This is a genomic window from Candidatus Cloacimonadota bacterium (assembly GCA_028706475.1).
Taxonomy (GTDB): Bacteria; Cloacimonadota; Cloacimonadia; order Cloacimonadales; family Cloacimonadaceae; genus UBA5456.
Genome location: JAQWBI010000002.1, coordinates 1 through 19060 on the forward strand (window position 1 = coordinate 1; position 19060 = coordinate 19060).

Consider the following 19060-nt stretch of genomic DNA (forward strand, 5'->3'; position numbering starts at 1 on the left):
GCCTAATATGGCAGGACCCAAAACTATACCCACCAGAAGTTCTGCAGTCACACTGGATTGCTTCAGTTTCTCGAAGAGGTAGCCTGCGATCTTGCAGAGCCCCAAAAGCAATGCAAACTGGATGAGGAACAGCATCAAATGGTGTTCTGTAATAGGTCCCATCAATTCTCCTATTAGGATACACTAGTCAAGCATTGGCGGTCATTTGACCTTTTACATCTATACATAACCTATATGTTATTAAGGTCAAATGGACTTCAAAGTATGTTCTAATTATGCATTTCCTGAAGTCCAAGCCCCCTTTTAAACTCATTCTTCTATAGATAGATATCCAGGGTGACTTGAACTCCAGAAACTATTATGCCTGAACTATATATTACAGAATAGAGCAAAAGAGGCTTGCGGTCAAGATTTTTCTTGAAATTTGGCGTAAAATAGATTTACAAAGCTGCCTTCATGCCGTGAAATTACTGTGGTGCCGAAGCAGATATTGTCCCGTTATGCCCGTGTGGTCACTCGATGATAATGGCTTAATAACTGCTTCAGATCTAGTTCATCTCAAGGGGAACAAAAGGGATAATGCCAGCAGGAGCATTTTCCAGTGTTGGGCAGGGTAAATGTGCGTTAAATGCCTAATTTCTGACAGGCGATTCTGGCGGCTTCCTGATGGGCGGCTTTCTTGGTGTTGCCTTTACCGATGCAACTCAGTTTGTTTCCGATGCGCACTTCGATGGTAAAGACCTTTTGGTGTTCGGGGCCGTCTTCGCAGATGGTGACGTATTTTGGCGGATCCTGATTGTGTCCTTGCAGATACTCCTGCAAAATCGACTTGTAGTTTACCAGTTCGTCGCGGGTAACAGTCTCTTCATAGTTTATCAGAAGGTGACTTTTGATGAAGCGCGATGCTGCCGCAATACCGCTATCCAGATAGATCGCACAGATCAGAGCCTCCACGCTGTCGGAGAGGATGGATGGCTTTTCAGCTCCCCCCGAGGCTGCTTCTTCCGGGCTTAAAAGCAGATATTTGCCCAGTTCCAGGCTGTTTGCTTTCAAGGTTAGATAGGTCTCGGATACTATCTTGGATTTAAGTTTGGAGAGCTTGCCTTCCTGCTCGTTAGGATGGCGGCTGAAGAGTTCTTTGGACACTACAAAGCCCAGAATGCTATCACCCAAAAACTCCATGCGTTCGAATGGAGATGGCATCTTGTGGTCGTTGAAATGCCTCCGCAGGTAAGATTTGTGGGTGAGAGCAGCCTTGAGCAGTGTCATATCGTTGAAATTGTAGTCCATACGCTTTTGCAGAGATTGCAAGCTTTTTTCCCACTTGGGATAGCTTTCCGGCATATGTTTGCCGTTGAAGTATTCAAGGATTTGCGAGACAATATTCTTCAAGTTTTTACTCATCTTTCCAAAATGAAATGGTCCCGCCGATGGCAATGCCAGCGGGGGACCACAAATGATTCATTTAGCCTTTGTAGCGAGTGATTACCACTGAGCTGTTGTGCCCGCCAAAACCGAGGGAATTTGATAAAGCGGCATTTACCTCTTGTTTTGCTGCGCAAGCTACAGTGTAGTCCAGATCGCAATCGGGATCGGGATTTAACAAGTTCATGGTGGGGTGAATGATGCCGGTTTCGATGCTTTTCACGCATACGATGGCTTCGATGCCTGCAGCAGCACCCAGCATGTGTCCGACCATGGATTTGGTGGAGTTTATCTTCAGCTTGTAAGCCTTGGCTCCAAACACTGTTTTAATGGATTGAGTTTCACCTTTGTCGTTCAAAGGTGTAGATGTGCCGTGGGCGTTGATGTAGTCAATATCATCGATGCATAATCCAGCATCTTTGATCGCCATAATAATAGCTCGCGCACTACCCTCGCCGTCTTCGGAAGGAGCAGTAATGTGGTAAGCATCGGCAGAGGCTCCGTAACCTGCAAGCTCTGCGTAAATCTTCGCTCCACGGGCTTTGGCATGCTCAAGCTCTTCCAATACCAGCATAGCCGCACCTTCGCTCATTACAAAGCCATCGCGTTCTTTATCAAACGGTCTGGAGGCAGTTTGAGGATCGTCGTTACGGGTGGAAAGAGCGCGCATAGACGAAAATCCACCTACTGCAAGGGGGGTTACCGCAGCTTCAGTACCTCCGGAAATCACGATGTCGGCATCGCCATATTGGATGGAGCGCAACGCTGTTCCCAATGCATGATTGGCACTGCTGCAAGCGCTCATAACATTGAAGTTTATCCCCTTAAAATTGTGTTCGATACTGATATGGGCAGCTGCGATATTGCCGATCATCTTGGGGATAAAGAATGGACTAATCCTGCGGGGGCCTGCAGTGTAACATTTGATGCATTCTTCTTCAAAAGTAAGGATGCCTCCGATCCCCGCTCCAGTAATCACTCCGGTGCGATCAGGATCGAAATTGCCCGGTTCCAAACCGGCGTCTATGACCGCTTCCCGAGCGGCAATCATAGCAAACTGAGTATATAAATCCAGTTTCTTTACTTCTTTATGTTCAAAATGGTCTTCGGGATTGTAGTTCTTTACCTCTGCGGCGATTTTAACAGGGAGATTTTCGGTATCAAAACGAGAGATCAAACCAACTCCAACTACTCCGCCCACAAGGCTGTGCCAAGTTTGGACAACATTGTGGCCAACCGGAGTAATAGCACCGATACCGGTTATCACGACTCTTCTTCTTTGCATATATACCTCTTATCTGGTCTTCTTGCAGCCGGTATACCGACTTTGAAAGCAGGGCATTTGCCTAAATCCACATGGCTGTGATGATGCAGACAAAAGCGCTTGAATAAAACGGAACCAATCCTGATATCAATGCTATCAGGATTGATTCCAGGCGTTTGGTACGATTATCCCAATTTTTCCTTCAGATAATCGATGGCTTGGCCAACGGTACGAAGTTTATCCTGATCTTCATCAGGAATAGTAAGACCAAATTCATCTTCGAAAGCCATGACCAATTCCACTGTATCCAGGGAGTCGGCACGCAAATCTTCGATGAAGTTTGCTGCAGGAACGATCTGAGCTTCTTCTACGCCCAGTTTGTCCATTACGATCTGTTTTACTTTTGCTTCAATATCCATTGTTCCTCCTATGTAATTGAAGAGAGATTTCTCTATGTAGGTAATTATTTAGTGCATGGTAAGGCCGCCGTCAACCGCGATGGTTTGCCCTGTGATGTAGCTGCTGTCTTCGGAAGCAAGAAACATACATATCTTGGCGATATCATCCGGCGACCCCATCCTTCCCAAGGGAATTGCGGTGGCATAGCTGGCACGTATCTCATCGCTGAGGCTTGCGGTCATTTCTGTCTCGATAAAGCCCGGTGCTACGGCATTCACTCTAATGTTGCGCCTGGCGAATTCCTTGGCGCAGCTTTTGGTAAAGGCAATCAAACCACCTTTGGATGCTGCGTAGTTTGCCTGTCCGCTATTACCCATCAAACCGATCACGCTGGCCATATTGATGATGCTGCCTTGACGGGCTTTCATCATGTGTTTAAATACTTTCTGAGTGCAGATGAAGCTTCCTTTCAGGTTGATGTCCATCACCAACTGCCATTCTTCTTCCGTCATGCGGATCATCAGGTTGTCTCTGGTTACTCCGGCGTTGTTTATCAGAACGTCGATCTTGCCGTGTTCTTGAACGATTTGCGCAAAGAGCTCTTCTATGCCAGCGGAGTCTGTAACGTTGCCCGTGTAACCGAAGGCCTTTCCGCCTATGGTATTGAGGTCGTCTACCGCCTTCTGTACGGCATCATTATTGATATCCAACACTATCACTGTGGCATTTGCTTTGGCGAAGTGTCTGGCAAGGGTAAATCCTATGCCTCTAGCACTTCCGGTAATGAGTATCACTGTATTGGTAAAATCGTACATTGTATTTCCTTATATATATTGTAGGGATTTCATGAGCGGCGTTCAGGCTAATAGTCGCTCTAACTCAGCAAAATCCACTTTTCGATCAACTGAATACACAGCCACTTCTTTGTCAATGTTCTTTATCATTCCGCTCAGGACTTTCTGTGGGCCAAATTCTATAAAGCGCTCTACGCCATGATCTATCATATAGCGCACGCTATCTACCCAACGAACGGCTGAGATGATCTGTTTACCCAGTTTCTCACGTTCGATATCGCCATCAGCGGATGGCAGAGCGTCGTAATTTGATATTACGGGAATCTTTCCCGTGGAAAATGTGATTTGCGCCATTTCGGTTATCAGCCAATCGGCTGCTTTGGCGATCAGAGGAGTGTGAAAAGGACCACCGACAACCAGAGGCAATACTCTTTTGGCTCCCTTTGCCTTCGCTAGTTCTCCTGCTTTAGCCACTCCGGTATCGGTTCCGGAAATCACGGTTTGGATGGGAGTATTGAAGTTCACAGCCTGTACCAATCCCGCTGCAGAGGCTTCTACGCAGATCTCACTGACAGTCTGGGAATCCAGTCCGATCACTGCAGCCATAGCAAAGGGGATGTCGCCCACGGCTTTCATCATAAACTCTCCCCGCTTATTAACCAGATGCATGGCGTCTTCAAGGCTCAGAATTCCTGATGCTACCAATGCCGTGAATTCGCCGAGGGAGTGACCGGCCACAAAGTCCGGTTTCAGATCAAATCTCTTCCGGAATTCAGTTAAGGCGCACACGCTGTGGAAGAGGATTGCGGGCTGAGTAATCTGGGTTTGCTTGAGCAAATCTTCGGGGCCTTCGCGCATGGCTTTCAATAGCTCGCTATGGTGCTTGGCATCAAACACTTGCAAGAGCGATATCAGGGCAGGGTCTTCAGCCAGATAATCCGCAGCCATGCCTACATACTGTGCTCCCTGTCCGGGAAATACAAAAGCTGTCTTCATCTTCACCTCTAATATCTTGCCAGTATGCTACCCCAGGTGAGACCTGCTCCAAAAGAAGTGAGCAGCAGGATTTCTCCCCGGCGGATCTTTTTGGTGCGGATAGCTTCGTCGATCGCCAAGGGAATTGTGGCAGAGGAAGTATTGCCATATTTTTGAATGTTGACTATTACCTTGCTCATCGGAATCTTCATTTTGTCTGCCAAAGCTTCGATAATGCGCAGGTTTGCTTGATGCGGGATCACCCAGTCGATATCGGAGGGGCCAATGTGATTGCGGCGTAATAGCTCATCAGAAGACGCAAACATGGATTTTATGGCATTCTTGAATATCCGATTACCTTCCATATGTACCGTGTGTTGATTGGCGTCCACGGTTTCATGGCTGGCAGGCAGGCGTGAACCTCCGGCTACTTGAATCAGGAATTCTCCCTGGGAACCGTCGGCATCTATTTTGCTATCGATAATGCGGGAGATATCCGTGGCTTCTGCTTTGGAAATGACCGCAGCGCCGGAGGCGTCTCCAAAGAGAACGCAGGTATTACGATCGTTCCAGTTAGTTATTTTGGTAAGGATTTCCACACCCACCACTAGAATGTGTGAAGCAGCGCCATTTTCCACATATTGGCGGGCAATATCGCAGGCATAGATAAATCCTGTACAACCTGCCGATACGTCGAAAGCTGGTATCCCCTTTAATCCGAGGCGTTTCTGCAAGATACAGGCTGTCGAGGGGAAGGGGTGGTCTCCAGAGATAGTTGCCACGATGATGGCATCTATCTCCTTGTATTTCACTTTTGAAGCTTCGATGGCATTCACTGCCGCCTGATAGGCAAGATCACTGGCAGCTTCTTCCGCACTGGCGATATGACGTTCCACCATACCAGTTCTGGTGCGGATCCATTCGTCTGAAGTATCCACCATTTTTTCCAGATCCTGGTTTGTAAGAATCTTGGCCGGGGCGTAACTCCCGAAGGCTGAGAACTTTGCATGATAGTTTCCCATTACAACCTCTCAAAATAGTTTTTTGTGTGCTCCACAAATCCGGATTCGGCTATGTGTGCGGCAAAACGGATCGCGTTCTTCATCGCTTTTGCATTGCTGCGTCCATGCGATACCACGGGAATTCCGTTCAGTCCCACCAGCAAAGCACCCCCATACTCGGTGTGGTCCAGTTTCTTTTTGATATAGCTATAAACAGGATAGGAGAGCATCGCCCCCAATTTGGCAACCCAATCCTTGTTAATCTGTTCTTTGAGGATCTGGAAGATGGAAAATCCCACACCCTCAACGGTCTTGAGCATTACATTACCCACAAAGCCATCACAGACAATCACATCCGTAACTCCGGAGATTACGTCTTTGCCCTCTATATTGCCCACGAAATTGATGTCTTTGCTTTCCGCCATCAGCTTGTGAGCTTCCTTGGACATCAAGTTTCCTTTTGCGCTTTCTTCGCCTATGTTCAGTAGGCTTACCCGGGGTCTTTTTTCCTTGAAGAAATACTCATAGTATTTCGACCCCATGATGGCAAACTGCATCAGGTGTTCAGCGTCGCAATCTACATTGGCGCCAACGTCCAGGATGATCTCATGACTGTCCTGAGTTGGGAATACAACGGCTATTGCTGGACGCAATACGTTTTTCATCCTTCCCAAAGTAATCAGGGAAGCGCTCATCATGGCTCCGGTGTTTCCTGCGGATACTGCCACATCTGCCATACCGGCTTTGTGGATGGCAATGGTGCGAACCATGGAAGAATCTCGTTTGTTTCGCACAGATGCAGCGGCGCTATCTCCCATCTCGATCCGCTGGGCAGCATGCTCAATACGGATGCGAGCCGGGTCATAATAGTATTTGCTTAATTCAGTGCTCAGTATCTGCTCGTCTCCAACCAGAATTACCTGAGAGCAAAGATCCTCTTTTATGGCAAGAACGGCACCCTCGATCTCGGGATGAGGTGCCGCATCACTGCCAAAGGCATCCAGCGCTACGCGCAAATTTATCCCTTGTCTTCTAAAATCTGCTTGCGGTTATAAGTTCCGCAATTATCACAAATATGGTGTGAGCGAGTGGCTTCACCACATTTCTGGCAGGTGCTGAAACTCGGTGCAATTAGAGCATCGTGAGTTCTGCGCTTGTCTCTGCGGATCTTCGATGTTTTTCTTTTTGGTACTGCCATTATAAACTCCTTTGGCTACAAAAAAATGAATCAGATTCAAGATTCATGCGTAAGTGTACAAAAGACAAATCCGGACATTATGTTCATCCTAATACTTACGTCAATCAGAGCATGAACTTGTAAGCCCTGGTTTTTGTCAATCAAAATAGTTGTTTGAGAGGACTAAATATCTGGTTTGCACACAGATCGGCGGAATACAAATCCGTATTGTAGCATTCCGCTGCTACTCTTTGTATCTCGTGTATCTAAAACCTCAAAACATATCTGCAGCAATAATTGGAGGCTAGGCTCAGGTGTCGCCCACAAGGGGCTCAATACGTGTTGTTGCGTTCTATGCGAGAGGCTCCGCTTCGCAGCGCACCCTCGCTATGAACTGTTCCGCCCTCCGGGCTTTACCGGCAATCTACTCAAGATAGAAGTCGACATACTACAGATCAATCTACGTATATCAGTTCGATCTGTATTATCTGCGTGCTACTAAAGCAGTGTCGAAGCAGATATAAAGCCGTTATAAAGCAGTGCCCACCCGATGATAACCCGATGATATCTGCTTCATTTGTGGATGTAGCACTGGGGAGGGAGAATCACTCGTTATTTATCTTGTGCGATGAACAGTCTCATAGCCAAATTTGGAGACGGGGCAAAGTCTTCCTTGACAAAATTGAGGCCGTATAAAAGACTATACTCATCTGGAAAAAACTATGAATTATAAGTTGAAACACACCCATCAGATAGTCCTTGCCTTCATCATCATCCCAGTGATGGTGCTGATCCTTACTATTGTATCCATCGCAATAAGGCAGAATTTATTTGAAAAGCGCTTTCATTTCATCACCGACTTGGAAAATGCCATCGGAATCTCGGCTCAGACTCCCGTTTTATACAAAGGTTTCGAGATCGGCAGGATCGATGAATTCTCTCTCAGTGAGGATGGCAGTATCTCGGTGGATTTCTATGTGCTGAAGCGCTATCGCCACCTGATGGTGGAATCCAGTGTGATATATCGTACCACCATTCCCATCACAAACAAGACCACTCTGGAATACGTGAGAGCTCCCGGGGCTCAAGAATTACTGGAGGAAAACAGCCGCATTCCTTCTACGGATTTTCCCGAAGGCAGAGCCCTGCTGAAGATTTACTCGCCCAAAAGTAGTGATCCCATCGCCATGATCGTGGAAAACATCGGCTTGCTCACCAGTGAGATAAACAAAGATGACAATGCGGATAAAGGCGCTTTGATGCGGATCCTGGTGCATGCCGCCAATGTCTCGGAAAAAGCCGAGGAAACCTTGGATTTGCTAAATATCAATCTACAAGAGATGAGCACGCTAACGGCGAATCTGAACCGGGATAACAACGCCGATTCGGGAGTAGTGTTACGCATTGTGAATAATGTAGCAGACATCAGTGAAAGCCTATCCGGACAGACGGATGAACTGGAGACCTTGATTGCGAGCGTGAACCTGGCGGCGGCAAACTATGCTAATCCGGACAGTCTGGCCATAAAAATGTTGGATCCCACGGGGGAAGTGTTAATAGCTCCCCTAAGTGCCTCACTGCAGGCCCTCAGTGGTACTCTGCAGGAGACCGAAAAGATAATGGGCAGCCTGTCGCGCTCTAATCCTGAGCTGCTATTGATGATAAACAACCTGAATCAGACGCTGGACAGAGCCAATAAAACTCTTGAGGCTTTGAACAACAATCCTCTCCTGCGCAAAGGTATAAGTCCATCGGTAATAAGAGATTATGCTCCACAAGGACGCATCGGCGAGGTGCCCGGTGAATAAAGCAATTCTGGGCGGTGTATGTGCTCTTTTATTGCTCTTTGGTGCGTGTTCGCGTCCGGTAAAGGTGAAGGAAGCTCCAGCCAAAGCCAGTGCGGACGCCACTCTGAAACTGGCACAAAACCTGGAACAAAAACAGCGCAATACAGACAGCGTTGCCACTTACGCTTCCGCCTTGCGTCAATACCGTAGTATTGGGGATTTGCGCGGCGAAGAATTTGCCTTGGCGGGTTTGGCCAGATTAGCATATTTGGCCGGTGATGAGGAGTCTTTTACCTCCTATCGCCAGGATTTAGTGAATTTGGTGGCAGATGCAGATCCGGAGGGGGCATTTGTGCCTCTGCTGTTGGATATCCACTTATTGTTGGACGCTGGGGATTATGCCCGCATCAAGGAGCTTGCGGTGGATTCCTACGATTATCCCATCAGTGTGCGGGTGCAAGTGCTTACGCAAGCTTTACAGGCGGATTCCTGGTTGAAACCGGGTTTTTCCAGCGTTGCTTTCAGTGACCTGGAACGGCTCTCAAAGCGTTATCGACGCAGTATGAAAAAGGATTTCTCTGCAGATTCCTCGGTCTTGTCTGCAGCCTTGTATGCGATGTCCTACCACAGTTTTCTTCTAAAAGACTACGGAGCGGCACAAAAGTACGTGGCAGAAGCGGAAATCCTGGATTATCGCAGTGAAAACTTCCCCGCTCTGGCCTATGATCTATGGTTGAAGGCCAAGATTCTGGAAGCAGACGGCAGTAAAGCTCTGGCCCTCAGCGAGTACACCAGAGCCCTGCATATCTTCTCTCAATATGCCAATAATGAGATGCAAAGCAAGACGGAAGCTGCCATACAGCGCTTGAAAGGAGAATAACGATGGATTTGAAAGGTAAAAAAGCCCTCATCCTGGGCATCGCCAATAAACACAGCATCGCATATGGCATCGCCAAATCTTTGGAAGAACAGGGAGTGGAGCTGGCGATCAGTTATGCCGGACCAGCTCTGGCAAAAAGAGTGTTACCCATCGCGGAAGAGCTAGGTATAGACATGGTGTATGAGTGTGATCTTAGTAAAGACAACGACATCAAGAACATGATCAGTCTCATTGCCGAAGCATGGGAGCACGTGGATTACATAGTCCACAGTGTGGCTTTTGCCCCGTCCAGCGATCTTAACATCCCCTTCCATCATACCAGCCGGCATGGTTTTTTAACTGCGATGGATATCTCTGTGTATTCACTACTGGCAGTAGCTCGTGAAGCGGAGATGCTGTTACATTCAGGATCATCCATTATCACCCTTACATATTACGGCGCTCAAAAAGTGGTTCCAAATTATGGCGTGATGGGCATCGCCAAAGCTGCCTTGGAAGCCACTGTGCGCTATCTTGCCTATAGTCTGGGAGAAAAAGGCATCCGCGTGAATGCCATTTCGGCAGGACCGATCAGAACCCTTTCTTCGTCTGCCATCGGCGGCATAGCGCAAATGCAACGGCGCATCGAGAAATCTGCTCCCCTCTCCCGCAATATCGAACAGGAGGATGTTGCCAAAACCGCCCTGTATCTGCTGTCAGATCTGGCTTCGGGAGTTACCGGGGACATCATCTACGTGGATTCAGGAATATCGATTATGGCATATTAACATGAAACTATTTATCAATGCCTCCCTTCCCACCAGCTCAAGCGCCTTAAAAAAGGTGAACGTTCTGTTCCAGGACAAAATACTGAAGATTTCCGCGGATGAAATCGCTTGCGAAGAAGATCACGAGATTATCGATCTCAAGGGCAAAGTGCTGCTGCCCGGTGCCATCGAAGCCCACAGCCATCTGGTGACTGGCAAAAAGACGTTGAAGAAAGATCTTTTAAAAGCAGGTCAATCCGCTATTAAAGGCGGTTGGACCACTCTGGCGGAGATGAGCTACCACAGTAAAGACCCTATCTTTGAAAGCTATGATCTGAAGGTCATGATAAAGGGAATTGAAGGGATTGCGCATCCGGACATGGCTTTTTGGGCTCACGTGGATGTGGACGACTACCCCTATTACGCGGAATCTGCACAAGAACTGTGGAACAAAGGCGTGGTGGGCATCCTGCTGATGAATCCCTCGCCCAATGCCGCCGTAACATCGATGAACTTCACAGAGATCATGGATATGTTTATGGACATCTACGAAAGCGATACGGAATTTGCGTTTCAGGGCTATGATGTGGATAGCCACGATGACTACAGCTTTACTGCTCAGATGGATGGCATCAAGAAGATCCTGCGCAGGATGCAGGAGAATCCCATCCACATTCCCAGAGTAAGTTCTTACCTTACTATAGAGTTCATCAATACCATCTCCAAACGAAGCGACATCTCATTTGGCATGAATATTATGGATCTAATGAATCTCTTGGAACCGGAAGCTTTCCCCGTTCCCTGGGCTACGGATTTTGCTGATTATTATGCCGAGTTGTATGAACTACTAAAGACTAACAAGATATATCTACTCTCAAACAGTTGTAGCGAGGTAGAGGCCGACAATGAACTATTTAACGGCAATCCTCCGCACTTGATGGAATACAGCTATCTTTGGGTGCTTTCCGAACTGTGGAAGAAGCGCAAGATACCTCTTGCGACTTGTCTGAAGATGCTAAGTGAAAACCCTGCCAAACGCCTGGGCATATATCCAAAAAAAGGATGCCTGGATGCAGGATCAGATGCTGATTTTGTGATCTACGATCCGGGGCAGACTACCAAGCTGAAGAGCCCCAACGGAACTAATATTGAACTCAACGGAGCGATCGAACAAGTATGGCTGCGAGGCAAATTGCAAGAACCAGACGGCAAGCCCGAAGGTGAGTTTGTCCCTCGGGTTCAAAGCCCCAAACGCCGCCATAACAAACGAAGCTGGATATAAACAACAAAGGACATAAGTATATGCACAAAAACTTGCTTTATCTGAAAGCAGAACTGGACAAGCATCCGGAATTGAAGTACGAAATTGTCCAAAACAACTGGCAAACAGACTTCCTGCGATTTTATCAGAGCCAAACCAATTACAACATTAGTAAAGACAATTGCAGCCTATCCTGCGAATTGTACAAGGGCCAAAAAATCTACAAATTCGAGCTGGACTCCCCTGATCCGGACAAAATCGACACTGCCTTGGGCGATGCAATGTCAATCATCGATTCTCTGCCTGAAGATCCCGATTTCCATGATCTGGAAACCGACCTCAGTCTGGCTCCACCACGAAATGTAACAAACAACATCGAAGCGATAGACTTGGGGCGCAAGACCGATATCCTCAGTTCCATTGCCCCAAAAGCCGCTGAACACGATTTTGAACTGTATGGTACCTTCATCTGCAACTACAGTCAATACCGCATCATCAATAGTAATGGCCTGGACAAACGCAGCCTTAACTCTCCCATTTACCTGGAAGTAAAGGCGGTTCACAATAAAAATCAGGTTACGGTATTGGAGACTTTTGGAGGCGAGGACTTTGCCTATTTCGATCAGGATGCCTTCAGCGCACGTTTACTGTCCAAGATTATTCATGCCAAGAATCCGGTGGTGGATGTGGAACCAGGCGAGTATGAAGTGATTTTGGCACCGCGGTGTTTGGCGGAGTTTTGCCAATACCTCAGTTTCGGCATGAGCGCATGGGCGCTGGACCAGCATAGCAGCTACTTCGACAATAAAGTGGATCAGAAAGTATTCCCAGAAAGAATCACTATTACAGACGATCCTGGGGATCCTGAGATGATTGGCGTAGATTACGGCTCTTCGGGGTATATCTATAGAAAGCTGGATCTGATCGATAAAGGGGTATTCAAAGCCTTTTTGTGCGATAACTACTTTCACCATAAACTGGGCTTGCCCAAAAACGGTAATACAGGCAGTTGTTTAAAGATTATCCCGGGAGAACACAGCCTGGAAGAAATGATCTCATCTGTGAAAAAGGGTTTGTACATCTCCAGCTTGCACTACATGAACTTCATCAATCCTCGCGTAACATCCCTTACAGGACTCACCCGGGACGGCACATTTCTGATCGTGGATGGGAAGATAAATGCTGTGGTGAACAACCTGCGTTTCACAGAGCGTATTACCCGCATCATTGAGAATGTGGTCGCTTTGGAAAGCAAAGCTTACACCATTCCTTTCTCCGAAAACTACGCCAGTTTCTCCGTCAGCACAGTCAAGGCTCCCCATGCCAAAGTAATGGGATTCAATATTACATCATCCACCAAGACTATTTAGGATATCAAGAAATGGAAAACAAGATAAAAAGTATCGTAGCCAAACTGCAGAGTTCGGATGTCGCCTTTGCCGATGTCCGTATCACTTTCACAGACTTCGAAAGCATCGCATTTGCTAATGGGAACCTGCGTAATTATAACATTTCCAAAGACTCCCCCGCCTTGGGCATAAGAGTGCTGATGAATGGATGCTATGGCTTTGCTGGCTCCAATGATCTCAGTGATGCTTCGATTGATCGCCTGATCACCCGCGCCAAAGGTAACGCTGTTCAAGGCGCAAAGTTCCAGAAAGAGAAAGTGTCCTTCCCCGCTTTGAAACCAAGCGTTGCCGAATATTTCCATCATCCGGAGATCAATCCCTTTGAGATGCCGAAGGAAGAAAAGCTGGAATACCTGCAGAACCTGGCTCTGGCCATCAAACCACAAGCCAAGATAGTGCATTCCAACGTAATGGCAGAATTCGAACATCAGGAGAAGTATTATGCAAATACTGAAGGCAGCTATAGCCATACATCAGTGTACAATACACTACCCACGATGAGCGTAATAGCCGCCGATGCCGGGCAGATGCAATCCCGTACTTGGCCGGGACACATGAGCGCCGGCAGAGCAGGATTTGAGCTCTTCCACAAGCAGAAATTCGAGGAAAACACCGAACGCATCATGAAGGAAGCCCAAGACCTGCTTACTGCTCCTGTGATCACGGAAGAAAGAGCTGATATTGTTATCGGAGGTGGTCACCTGGCATTACAATTACACGAATCCGTAGGGCATGCCACCGAAGCTGATCGCATCTTTGGTCAGGAGATATCGTATGCCGGGAAAACCTTTGTGAAACCCAATATGCTGGGTATTTTCAAGTATGGCTCGGATATCTTGAATATCTACAGCGACAGTACCGATCCTCGCGGTCTGGGTTACCATCCCATCGATGATGAGGGTGTCCCCGGCAGAAGAGTGGACATCATCAAAAAAGGTATCCTGCTTGATCAGCAAACCTCACGCCATATAGCCTACAAGCTGGGTTTGGAACCATCCTCAAATATGAAGGCCGCTTTTGCAGACGATTTTCCGCTGGTGCGCATGACAAACTTCTGCATTGTTCCCGGGAAAGGCAGTTTGGCAGATCTGATCAAAAGCACAGAACATGGATATTATCTGGATTTCACCAAAACCTGGAGCATAGACGACAATCGCAACAACTTCCAATTTACCACCGAAATCGGTTACAAGATACAGGATGGCGAGATCAAAGGAATAGTGAAAGAACCTACTTATTTCGGCATTACTCCCCAGTTTTGGAACGCCTGTGATGCCATCTGCGGTGAAGAAGAATGGGCATACCACTCCACTTTCCATTGTGGGAAAGGAGAGCCTGGACAGATTATGCGCTTGTCCCACGGAGTAGCTCCGGCTAGGTTCAAGAATATAAATGTAAGTGTAAAAATGTAGATTACCCATAGTCACTATTCTACTTAAACCTACATAAACAATATACTTGGGCAGCGCTTGGCAGATTCCTGGCGTTGCCTTTGTCTATTTTTGGAAACAACTAATGCGATCGCTGAACATTATTTCCCTTGCCAGATAATCCATCTTGCTCATATTGGTAGAAAATAAAACAAAGGTGGGAGGTGGAAATGTTTTCGCTTTATCTCGTATTGGCATTTGCTCTGTTAGTTGTCGTCTTTATTGCCCGGGGCATCATCGTGGTGCGCCAGGCCGAAGTGGTCATCATTGAACGTCTGGGTAAATACTATCGCACTCTACCAAGCGGTTTGCACATTGTAATACCGATCTTCGACAAAATGAGGTCAATTCATTGGCGCTACAACAAAACTGACTACCGGGGGAATGTCTATGTGGCTCAAAGAATAGAGAATCGAATCGACCTTCGCGAGACAGTGTATGACTTCCCGCGCCAAAATGTGATTACAGCCGACAACGTGTCCATAAGCATCAATGCTCTGCTCTATTTCCAGATCACGGATCCCTACAAAGCAGTGTATGAGATCGGCAACTTGCCCGAAGCGATCGAAAAGCTGACTCAGACCTCTCTGCGTAATGTAATTGGCGAATTGAGCCTGGATCTTACCTTTACCTCCAGGGATTCGATTAACCACAAACTGCGCATCATCTTGGACGAAGCAACCGATAAATGGGGCGTGAAAGTGAACCGCGTGGAACTGCAAGAGATACAACCACCCGAAGAAATCCGTAATGCCATGGAGAAACAGATGCGTGCAGAACGTGATAAGCGCGCTAAAATCCTTACTGCAGATGGAGAAAAAGAGTATCAGATCAGAGTGGCGGAAGGTGAACGGCAAGCCAAGATCGCTCGCGCAGATGGTGAAGCTCAATCCAAACTTCTGGTAGCAGATGCCGAGCGCAAATCCATCCTCTTGGTGGCGGAAGCTCTGAAAGAATCCGGAGCCGATCCCGCCCAATATCAGATCGCTCTTAAATACATTGAAGCATTTCAGAAGATGGTCCAGCAAGGAGACAAAACAGTGGTCTTGCCTTACGAATCCTCAGCTTTGCTGGGTTCGGTGAAGACCATGGAAAAGCTGTTCAATAAATAAACTAAACAAATCACTTATGGGCGGTTTGCAGACCGCCCTTTCGATTATATCCCTGCATCTTTCATATCCGCGCGGTATTACTTGTAATAGTAGAGAAGCTGGGGCTTGTCTTCCAAGGCTTCACTGAGAGTGTAATAGCCCTTTCCTCGTGCATCAAAACATATCGCTTCTCCTTGAGCTTCCAGTTGATAGGGCATGTCCTTACCCCTTTTGCCCAGTGCTTTCACGAGGTTGTTGCCGCGTCTGAACCGGCGGATGCTACCGTAGTTTTTCACCAGGATGTACTTACCGTTTGGGGAGATGTCGGCAGCGGTCACCCAATTCATCTGCATTTGTCCCAGCTTTTTCGCCATCAGGATCGATCCGCTGTTTTGCGGGTAGGGCAGATGGTAGATTCCCACTTGTTCTTCGCGTTTGGAGATTATGTAGATGTCTCCGCTTTTGGGATCCACAAAGAAGGCTTCGGCATCGCGGGGACCGTCTTCATACTGAAAATCAATTTGTTCATAATCATCGATCAGGATCAGGCTGTCTTGGATCTCCGGCTCGGGAAAGCGATAGAAGCTCAAGTGTTTGTAACGGGCGTTGTTATCCCCGATTTCACCTACATATATGTAGGCTTTCTTTGAGATCGGATCTATGGCGGTGGCGATCTCTTCCCAATCTCTGTTGTGAGCCCCTTCCAAGCGTAATTCGGCCCGCAATCTGCCCCTTGTATCCAGAGCAAATACTGAGGCTTTACCACCGGAATCGTTGTGGCAAAAGATCAGCTCTTTATTCAAGAGTGAGCGGGCAATACCGGATGCTTCAGGCACACTTCCGGTACCCAGCGTATGGCTTTGGGGGCTTTTGGCAAATAGCAGTGCGAAATACAGCACAGAAGCCATCAGCACGAAGATAATAATGCGTTTTAACATGGTGTGTCCTTTATTTCCCATCTTTAATGGCTCCGAAACCGCTAAGGCGGAGCAGAAGTGATTTGCGCTTACTGCCTTCTCCCAAAGACAGATCGCTTACTACTGTTTTGGCAGTCGTGATTATTTCGTCCTCTTCATTTGTGCCCGGTCTTCTGATGCCCCACAGTGAGTGTAGTGCATAGTTGCGGCCATCAAACGAACCCAGATAGAGCATGATATGTCCCTGCATGCGCAGTAGTGTCTGCGCCGGCAAAGCCAGTTCCGCAATGATCTCTTCTCTCTCGGCGCTGGATTCACCGTTGGAGAATTGATGCAGATTGTGGCAGGCGTTGTATTGTGCCGTACCATTGCGCGGCAGGTATATTCCGAAGCACAGGAATAGCTGTTTGATGAATCCGGAACAGTCATATTCTGCATTCAGATCTCCCCAGCCATAAGGGGCATTCAGAGTGGAAAAGGCAAATTCATACACATTTCGGGCAGTGAAATCTGCAAAACCGCGATGAACAGCGGACTTGGCGATGTATGCGCTTCTGGAATCCGGTAGTTTCACTTCGAATACTGCATCTTTCTCAGCAATAACTGGCAGTCTGCTCCCCATTCGGATGAGTCCGAAATACTTGGTTCTGGCTTCATCCAGATAGAGGTCACTCTTGTCCTGGATGTTTACCACGAAGTCCCTGGCTTGTTGATATGCCAGCCATTCATTGCGCTCCACAAACGCGAGATCGGCTTTCAAAAACCACCCGGAAGTGGCTCTGCTGGCGCCAAATACCCAGTTCCCATCTGCTGATTCATGATAGATCACCAGTGGCTCTGCGATGTCGAAACCGCTGTTTTGCAGATAGTCAAATTCCAGATCCAGGGCTTCTTCGGTCAGAATATCCGCAAAGGGCAGCAAACGCTGATTTGTGTAGCGCATAGGGAAGGCAAAGCGGCAGTTATTTACATTCCTGATCGCTTTTAAATTGGTGGCTTCCCGCATTGTCTGCCAGAATTGTGTGTCGGTAGCGCTGCCATCCTGCCGGAAATTACCGTGTCCTTTGGCCATGTTGTAGCAATCGTTGATATGGCGTTTCAAAAGCGATCCACCGATGATAGCAGAGCTTTGAGTGATCTGCCCCACATCGCCCTTTCGCAGTATACGACGGTTGAAAGCGGCGATCATATCTGGATTCATCAATAGACTATCCGGTGCCGGATGACGGGAAATCCAGAAACCCGGACGGCGCAGATCGGGAGATACCAAGGGGGGATTTTCTGATAGTGCCAGATATCGCGGAGCTTCCACTGCAGAAAGAATAGAGCTCCAAATAATCAAACAAATAAAGCTCGCATACAGCCCAAAACTGCGCATAAATGCTCCTTTAATCCACGATATTGTCCAAAACCGGCAGCATCGCATCCAGAAACTCCTGAAAGCGATTTTCCAGGATTGCTCCGCGCGCCATATTCATCAGTTCCTGATAGAAATGCAAGCTGTGTATTGTAGCCAGCCGCATACCCAGGATCTCGTTCATGGAGATCAGATGGCGGATGTAAGCTCGACTGAAGTGTGTGCAGGCATAGCAGGTGCACTGTGGATCGATGGGACCAAAATCCTCTTTATAACGCGCCGCCTTGATGATCATCTTGCCATATCTGGTGAAAATCGATCCCTTGCGGGCATTGCGAGTGGGCATCACACAATCGAACATATCTACTCCGCGGGCTATGTTGTTCAGCAAGTCGCTGGGAGTTCCCACTCCCATCAGATAGCGGGGTTTATTTTGGGGAAGGATGTCGTTTAAAAACTCGGTGATTCTGAACATATCCAGCTTTTTCTCGCCTACGGCTAGACCTCCGATGGAATATCCGGGAAAGTCCATTTCCATCAGGGTACGAGCGGATTTCTCCCTCAAGTCTTCGTAGATGCCTCCTTGCACTATGCCGAAGAGAGCCTGGTTCTTCTGGTTTGTGAATGCTTTCAGTCCGCGTTCTGCCCAGTGTAGGGTAGTTTTCAGAGATTTCTCCACATACTCCCGGGTGGCGGGATAAGGCGGGCATTCGTCAAAACTCATAATGATGTCAGCACCCAGTGCTTCCTGAATCTCCATCACATATTCCGGTGTAAAGTAATGCAGCGAACCATCGATGTGCGAGCGGAACTTCACTCCGTCTTTGGTGATCTTGCGCAGTGCAGCCAGACTCATCACCTGGAAGCCGCCGCTATCGGTCAGCATAGGGAGGGGCCAATTGATGAATTTATGCAGACCGCCTGCTTTGCGGATGAGTTCGTGACCGGGGCGCATATACAGGTGATAGGTATTGCCCAATATTATCTGTGCATCCGCATCCATCAGCTCTTTGGGACTCATGGCCTTCACTGTGCCCAAAGTGCCGACGGGCATAAAAACGGGAGTGAGTATCTCACCATGATTGGTGTTTATCTTTCCGGCGCGGGCTTTACCGCTGGTGGCTTGTAATTTAAAGCTGAACGGCAT

General features: G+C 47.7%; 18 protein-coding genes. 7 read left to right on the forward strand and 11 right to left on the reverse strand.

The genetic code is table 11. The annotated features are described in order from the left end of the window. Positions 1-624: 624 nt before the first annotated feature. The 8 genes from rnc to rpmF all read right to left on the reverse strand — a co-directional run bounded on the left by rnc (position 625) and on the right by rpmF (position 7056). Positions 625-1404, reverse strand: a complete 780-nt coding sequence (gene rnc / locus PHF32_00915) for a ribonuclease III (protein ID MDD4559292.1) — start codon at positions 1402-1404, stop codon at positions 625-627. 61 nt (positions 1405-1465) lie between these two features. Beyond that, positions 1466-2710, reverse strand: coding sequence for a beta-ketoacyl-ACP synthase II (gene fabF, locus PHF32_00920; GenBank protein MDD4559293.1), 1245 nt, complete (start codon positions 2708-2710; stop codon positions 1466-1468). Positions 2711-2874: 164 nt separating this feature from the next. Next, positions 2875-3108 carry an acyl carrier protein gene (locus tag PHF32_00925; GenBank protein ID MDD4559294.1) on the reverse strand — a complete coding sequence of 78 codons (234 nt, stop codon included), beginning with the start codon at positions 3106-3108 and terminating at the stop codon, positions 2875-2877. Positions 3109-3156: 48 nt separating this feature from the next. Beyond that, positions 3157-3903, reverse strand: a complete 747-nt coding sequence (fabG, locus tag PHF32_00930; GenBank protein MDD4559295.1) for a 3-oxoacyl-[acyl-carrier-protein] reductase — start codon at positions 3901-3903, stop codon at positions 3157-3159. Positions 3904-3945: 42 nt separating this feature from the next. Then, complete coding sequence (gene fabD, locus PHF32_00935) at positions 3946-4878, reverse strand: ACP S-malonyltransferase (GenBank protein MDD4559296.1); 933 nt, start codon at positions 4876-4878, stop codon at positions 3946-3948. Between the two features lie 8 nt (positions 4879-4886). Continuing rightward, positions 4887-5879, reverse strand: a complete 993-nt coding sequence (locus PHF32_00940; protein MDD4559297.1) for a ketoacyl-ACP synthase III — start codon at positions 5877-5879, stop codon at positions 4887-4889. Further along, the gene (plsX, locus tag PHF32_00945; GenBank protein ID MDD4559298.1) at positions 5879-6874 is read right to left on the reverse strand and encodes a phosphate acyltransferase PlsX; all 996 of its coding nucleotides are present in this window, start codon (positions 6872-6874) and stop codon (positions 5879-5881) included. The genes PHF32_00940 and plsX overlap by 1 nt, the downstream gene beginning before the upstream one ends. A 2-nt stretch (positions 6875-6876) precedes the next feature. Further along, complete coding sequence (gene rpmF, locus PHF32_00950; protein ID MDD4559299.1) at positions 6877-7056, reverse strand: 50S ribosomal protein L32; 180 nt, start codon at positions 7054-7056, stop codon at positions 6877-6879. 701 nt (positions 7057-7757) lie between these two features. Here rpmF and PHF32_00955 point away from each other — a divergent pair. The 7 genes from PHF32_00955 to PHF32_00985 all read left to right on the forward strand — a co-directional run bounded on the left by PHF32_00955 (position 7758) and on the right by PHF32_00985 (position 15660). Further along, positions 7758-8843, forward strand: coding sequence for a hypothetical protein (locus tag PHF32_00955; protein MDD4559300.1), 1086 nt, complete (start codon positions 7758-7760; stop codon positions 8841-8843). Next, complete coding sequence (locus PHF32_00960) at positions 8836-9702, forward strand: hypothetical protein (GenBank protein ID MDD4559301.1); 867 nt, start codon at positions 8836-8838, stop codon at positions 9700-9702. The genes PHF32_00955 and PHF32_00960 overlap by 8 nt, the downstream gene beginning before the upstream one ends. A 2-nt stretch (positions 9703-9704) precedes the next feature. After that, positions 9705-10469 carry an enoyl-ACP reductase gene (locus tag PHF32_00965; GenBank protein MDD4559302.1) on the forward strand — a complete coding sequence of 255 codons (765 nt, stop codon included), beginning with the start codon at positions 9705-9707 and terminating at the stop codon, positions 10467-10469. 1 nt (position 10470) lies between these two features. Further along, complete coding sequence (locus PHF32_00970; GenBank protein MDD4559303.1) at positions 10471-11730, forward strand: amidohydrolase family protein; 1260 nt, start codon at positions 10471-10473, stop codon at positions 11728-11730. Between the two features lie 20 nt (positions 11731-11750). Further along, a complete protein-coding gene (locus PHF32_00975) occupies positions 11751-13079 on the forward strand; it encodes a metallopeptidase TldD-related protein (protein MDD4559304.1) in 1329 nt (442 codons plus the stop codon). A gap of 11 nt (positions 13080-13090) precedes the next feature. Beyond that, positions 13091-14530, forward strand: coding sequence for a TldD/PmbA family protein (locus tag PHF32_00980; protein MDD4559305.1), 1440 nt, complete (start codon positions 13091-13093; stop codon positions 14528-14530). Between the two features lie 188 nt (positions 14531-14718). Further along, positions 14719-15660 (forward strand): SPFH/Band 7/PHB domain protein, encoded by a 942-nt coding sequence (locus PHF32_00985; GenBank protein MDD4559306.1) that lies wholly within the window; start codon positions 14719-14721, stop codon positions 15658-15660. A 77-nt stretch (positions 15661-15737) separates the two neighbouring features. Here PHF32_00985 and PHF32_00990 read toward each other — a convergent pair whose 3' ends face one another. The 3 genes from PHF32_00990 to tgt are packed head-to-tail and all read right to left on the reverse strand — an operon-like array spanning position 15738 to position 19060. Continuing rightward, on the reverse strand, positions 15738-16577 hold the full coding sequence (locus tag PHF32_00990) for a hypothetical protein (GenBank protein MDD4559307.1): 840 nt from the start codon (positions 16575-16577) through the stop codon (positions 15738-15740). Positions 16578-16587: 10 nt separating this feature from the next. Continuing rightward, positions 16588-17934: an SH3 domain-containing protein gene (locus PHF32_00995; protein ID MDD4559308.1), complete on the reverse strand. Its 1347-nt coding sequence runs from the start codon at positions 17932-17934 to the stop codon at positions 16588-16590. Between the two features lie 10 nt (positions 17935-17944). Next, positions 17945-19060: a tRNA guanosine(34) transglycosylase Tgt gene (gene tgt / locus PHF32_01000; protein ID MDD4559309.1), complete on the reverse strand. Its 1116-nt coding sequence runs from the start codon at positions 19058-19060 to the stop codon at positions 17945-17947.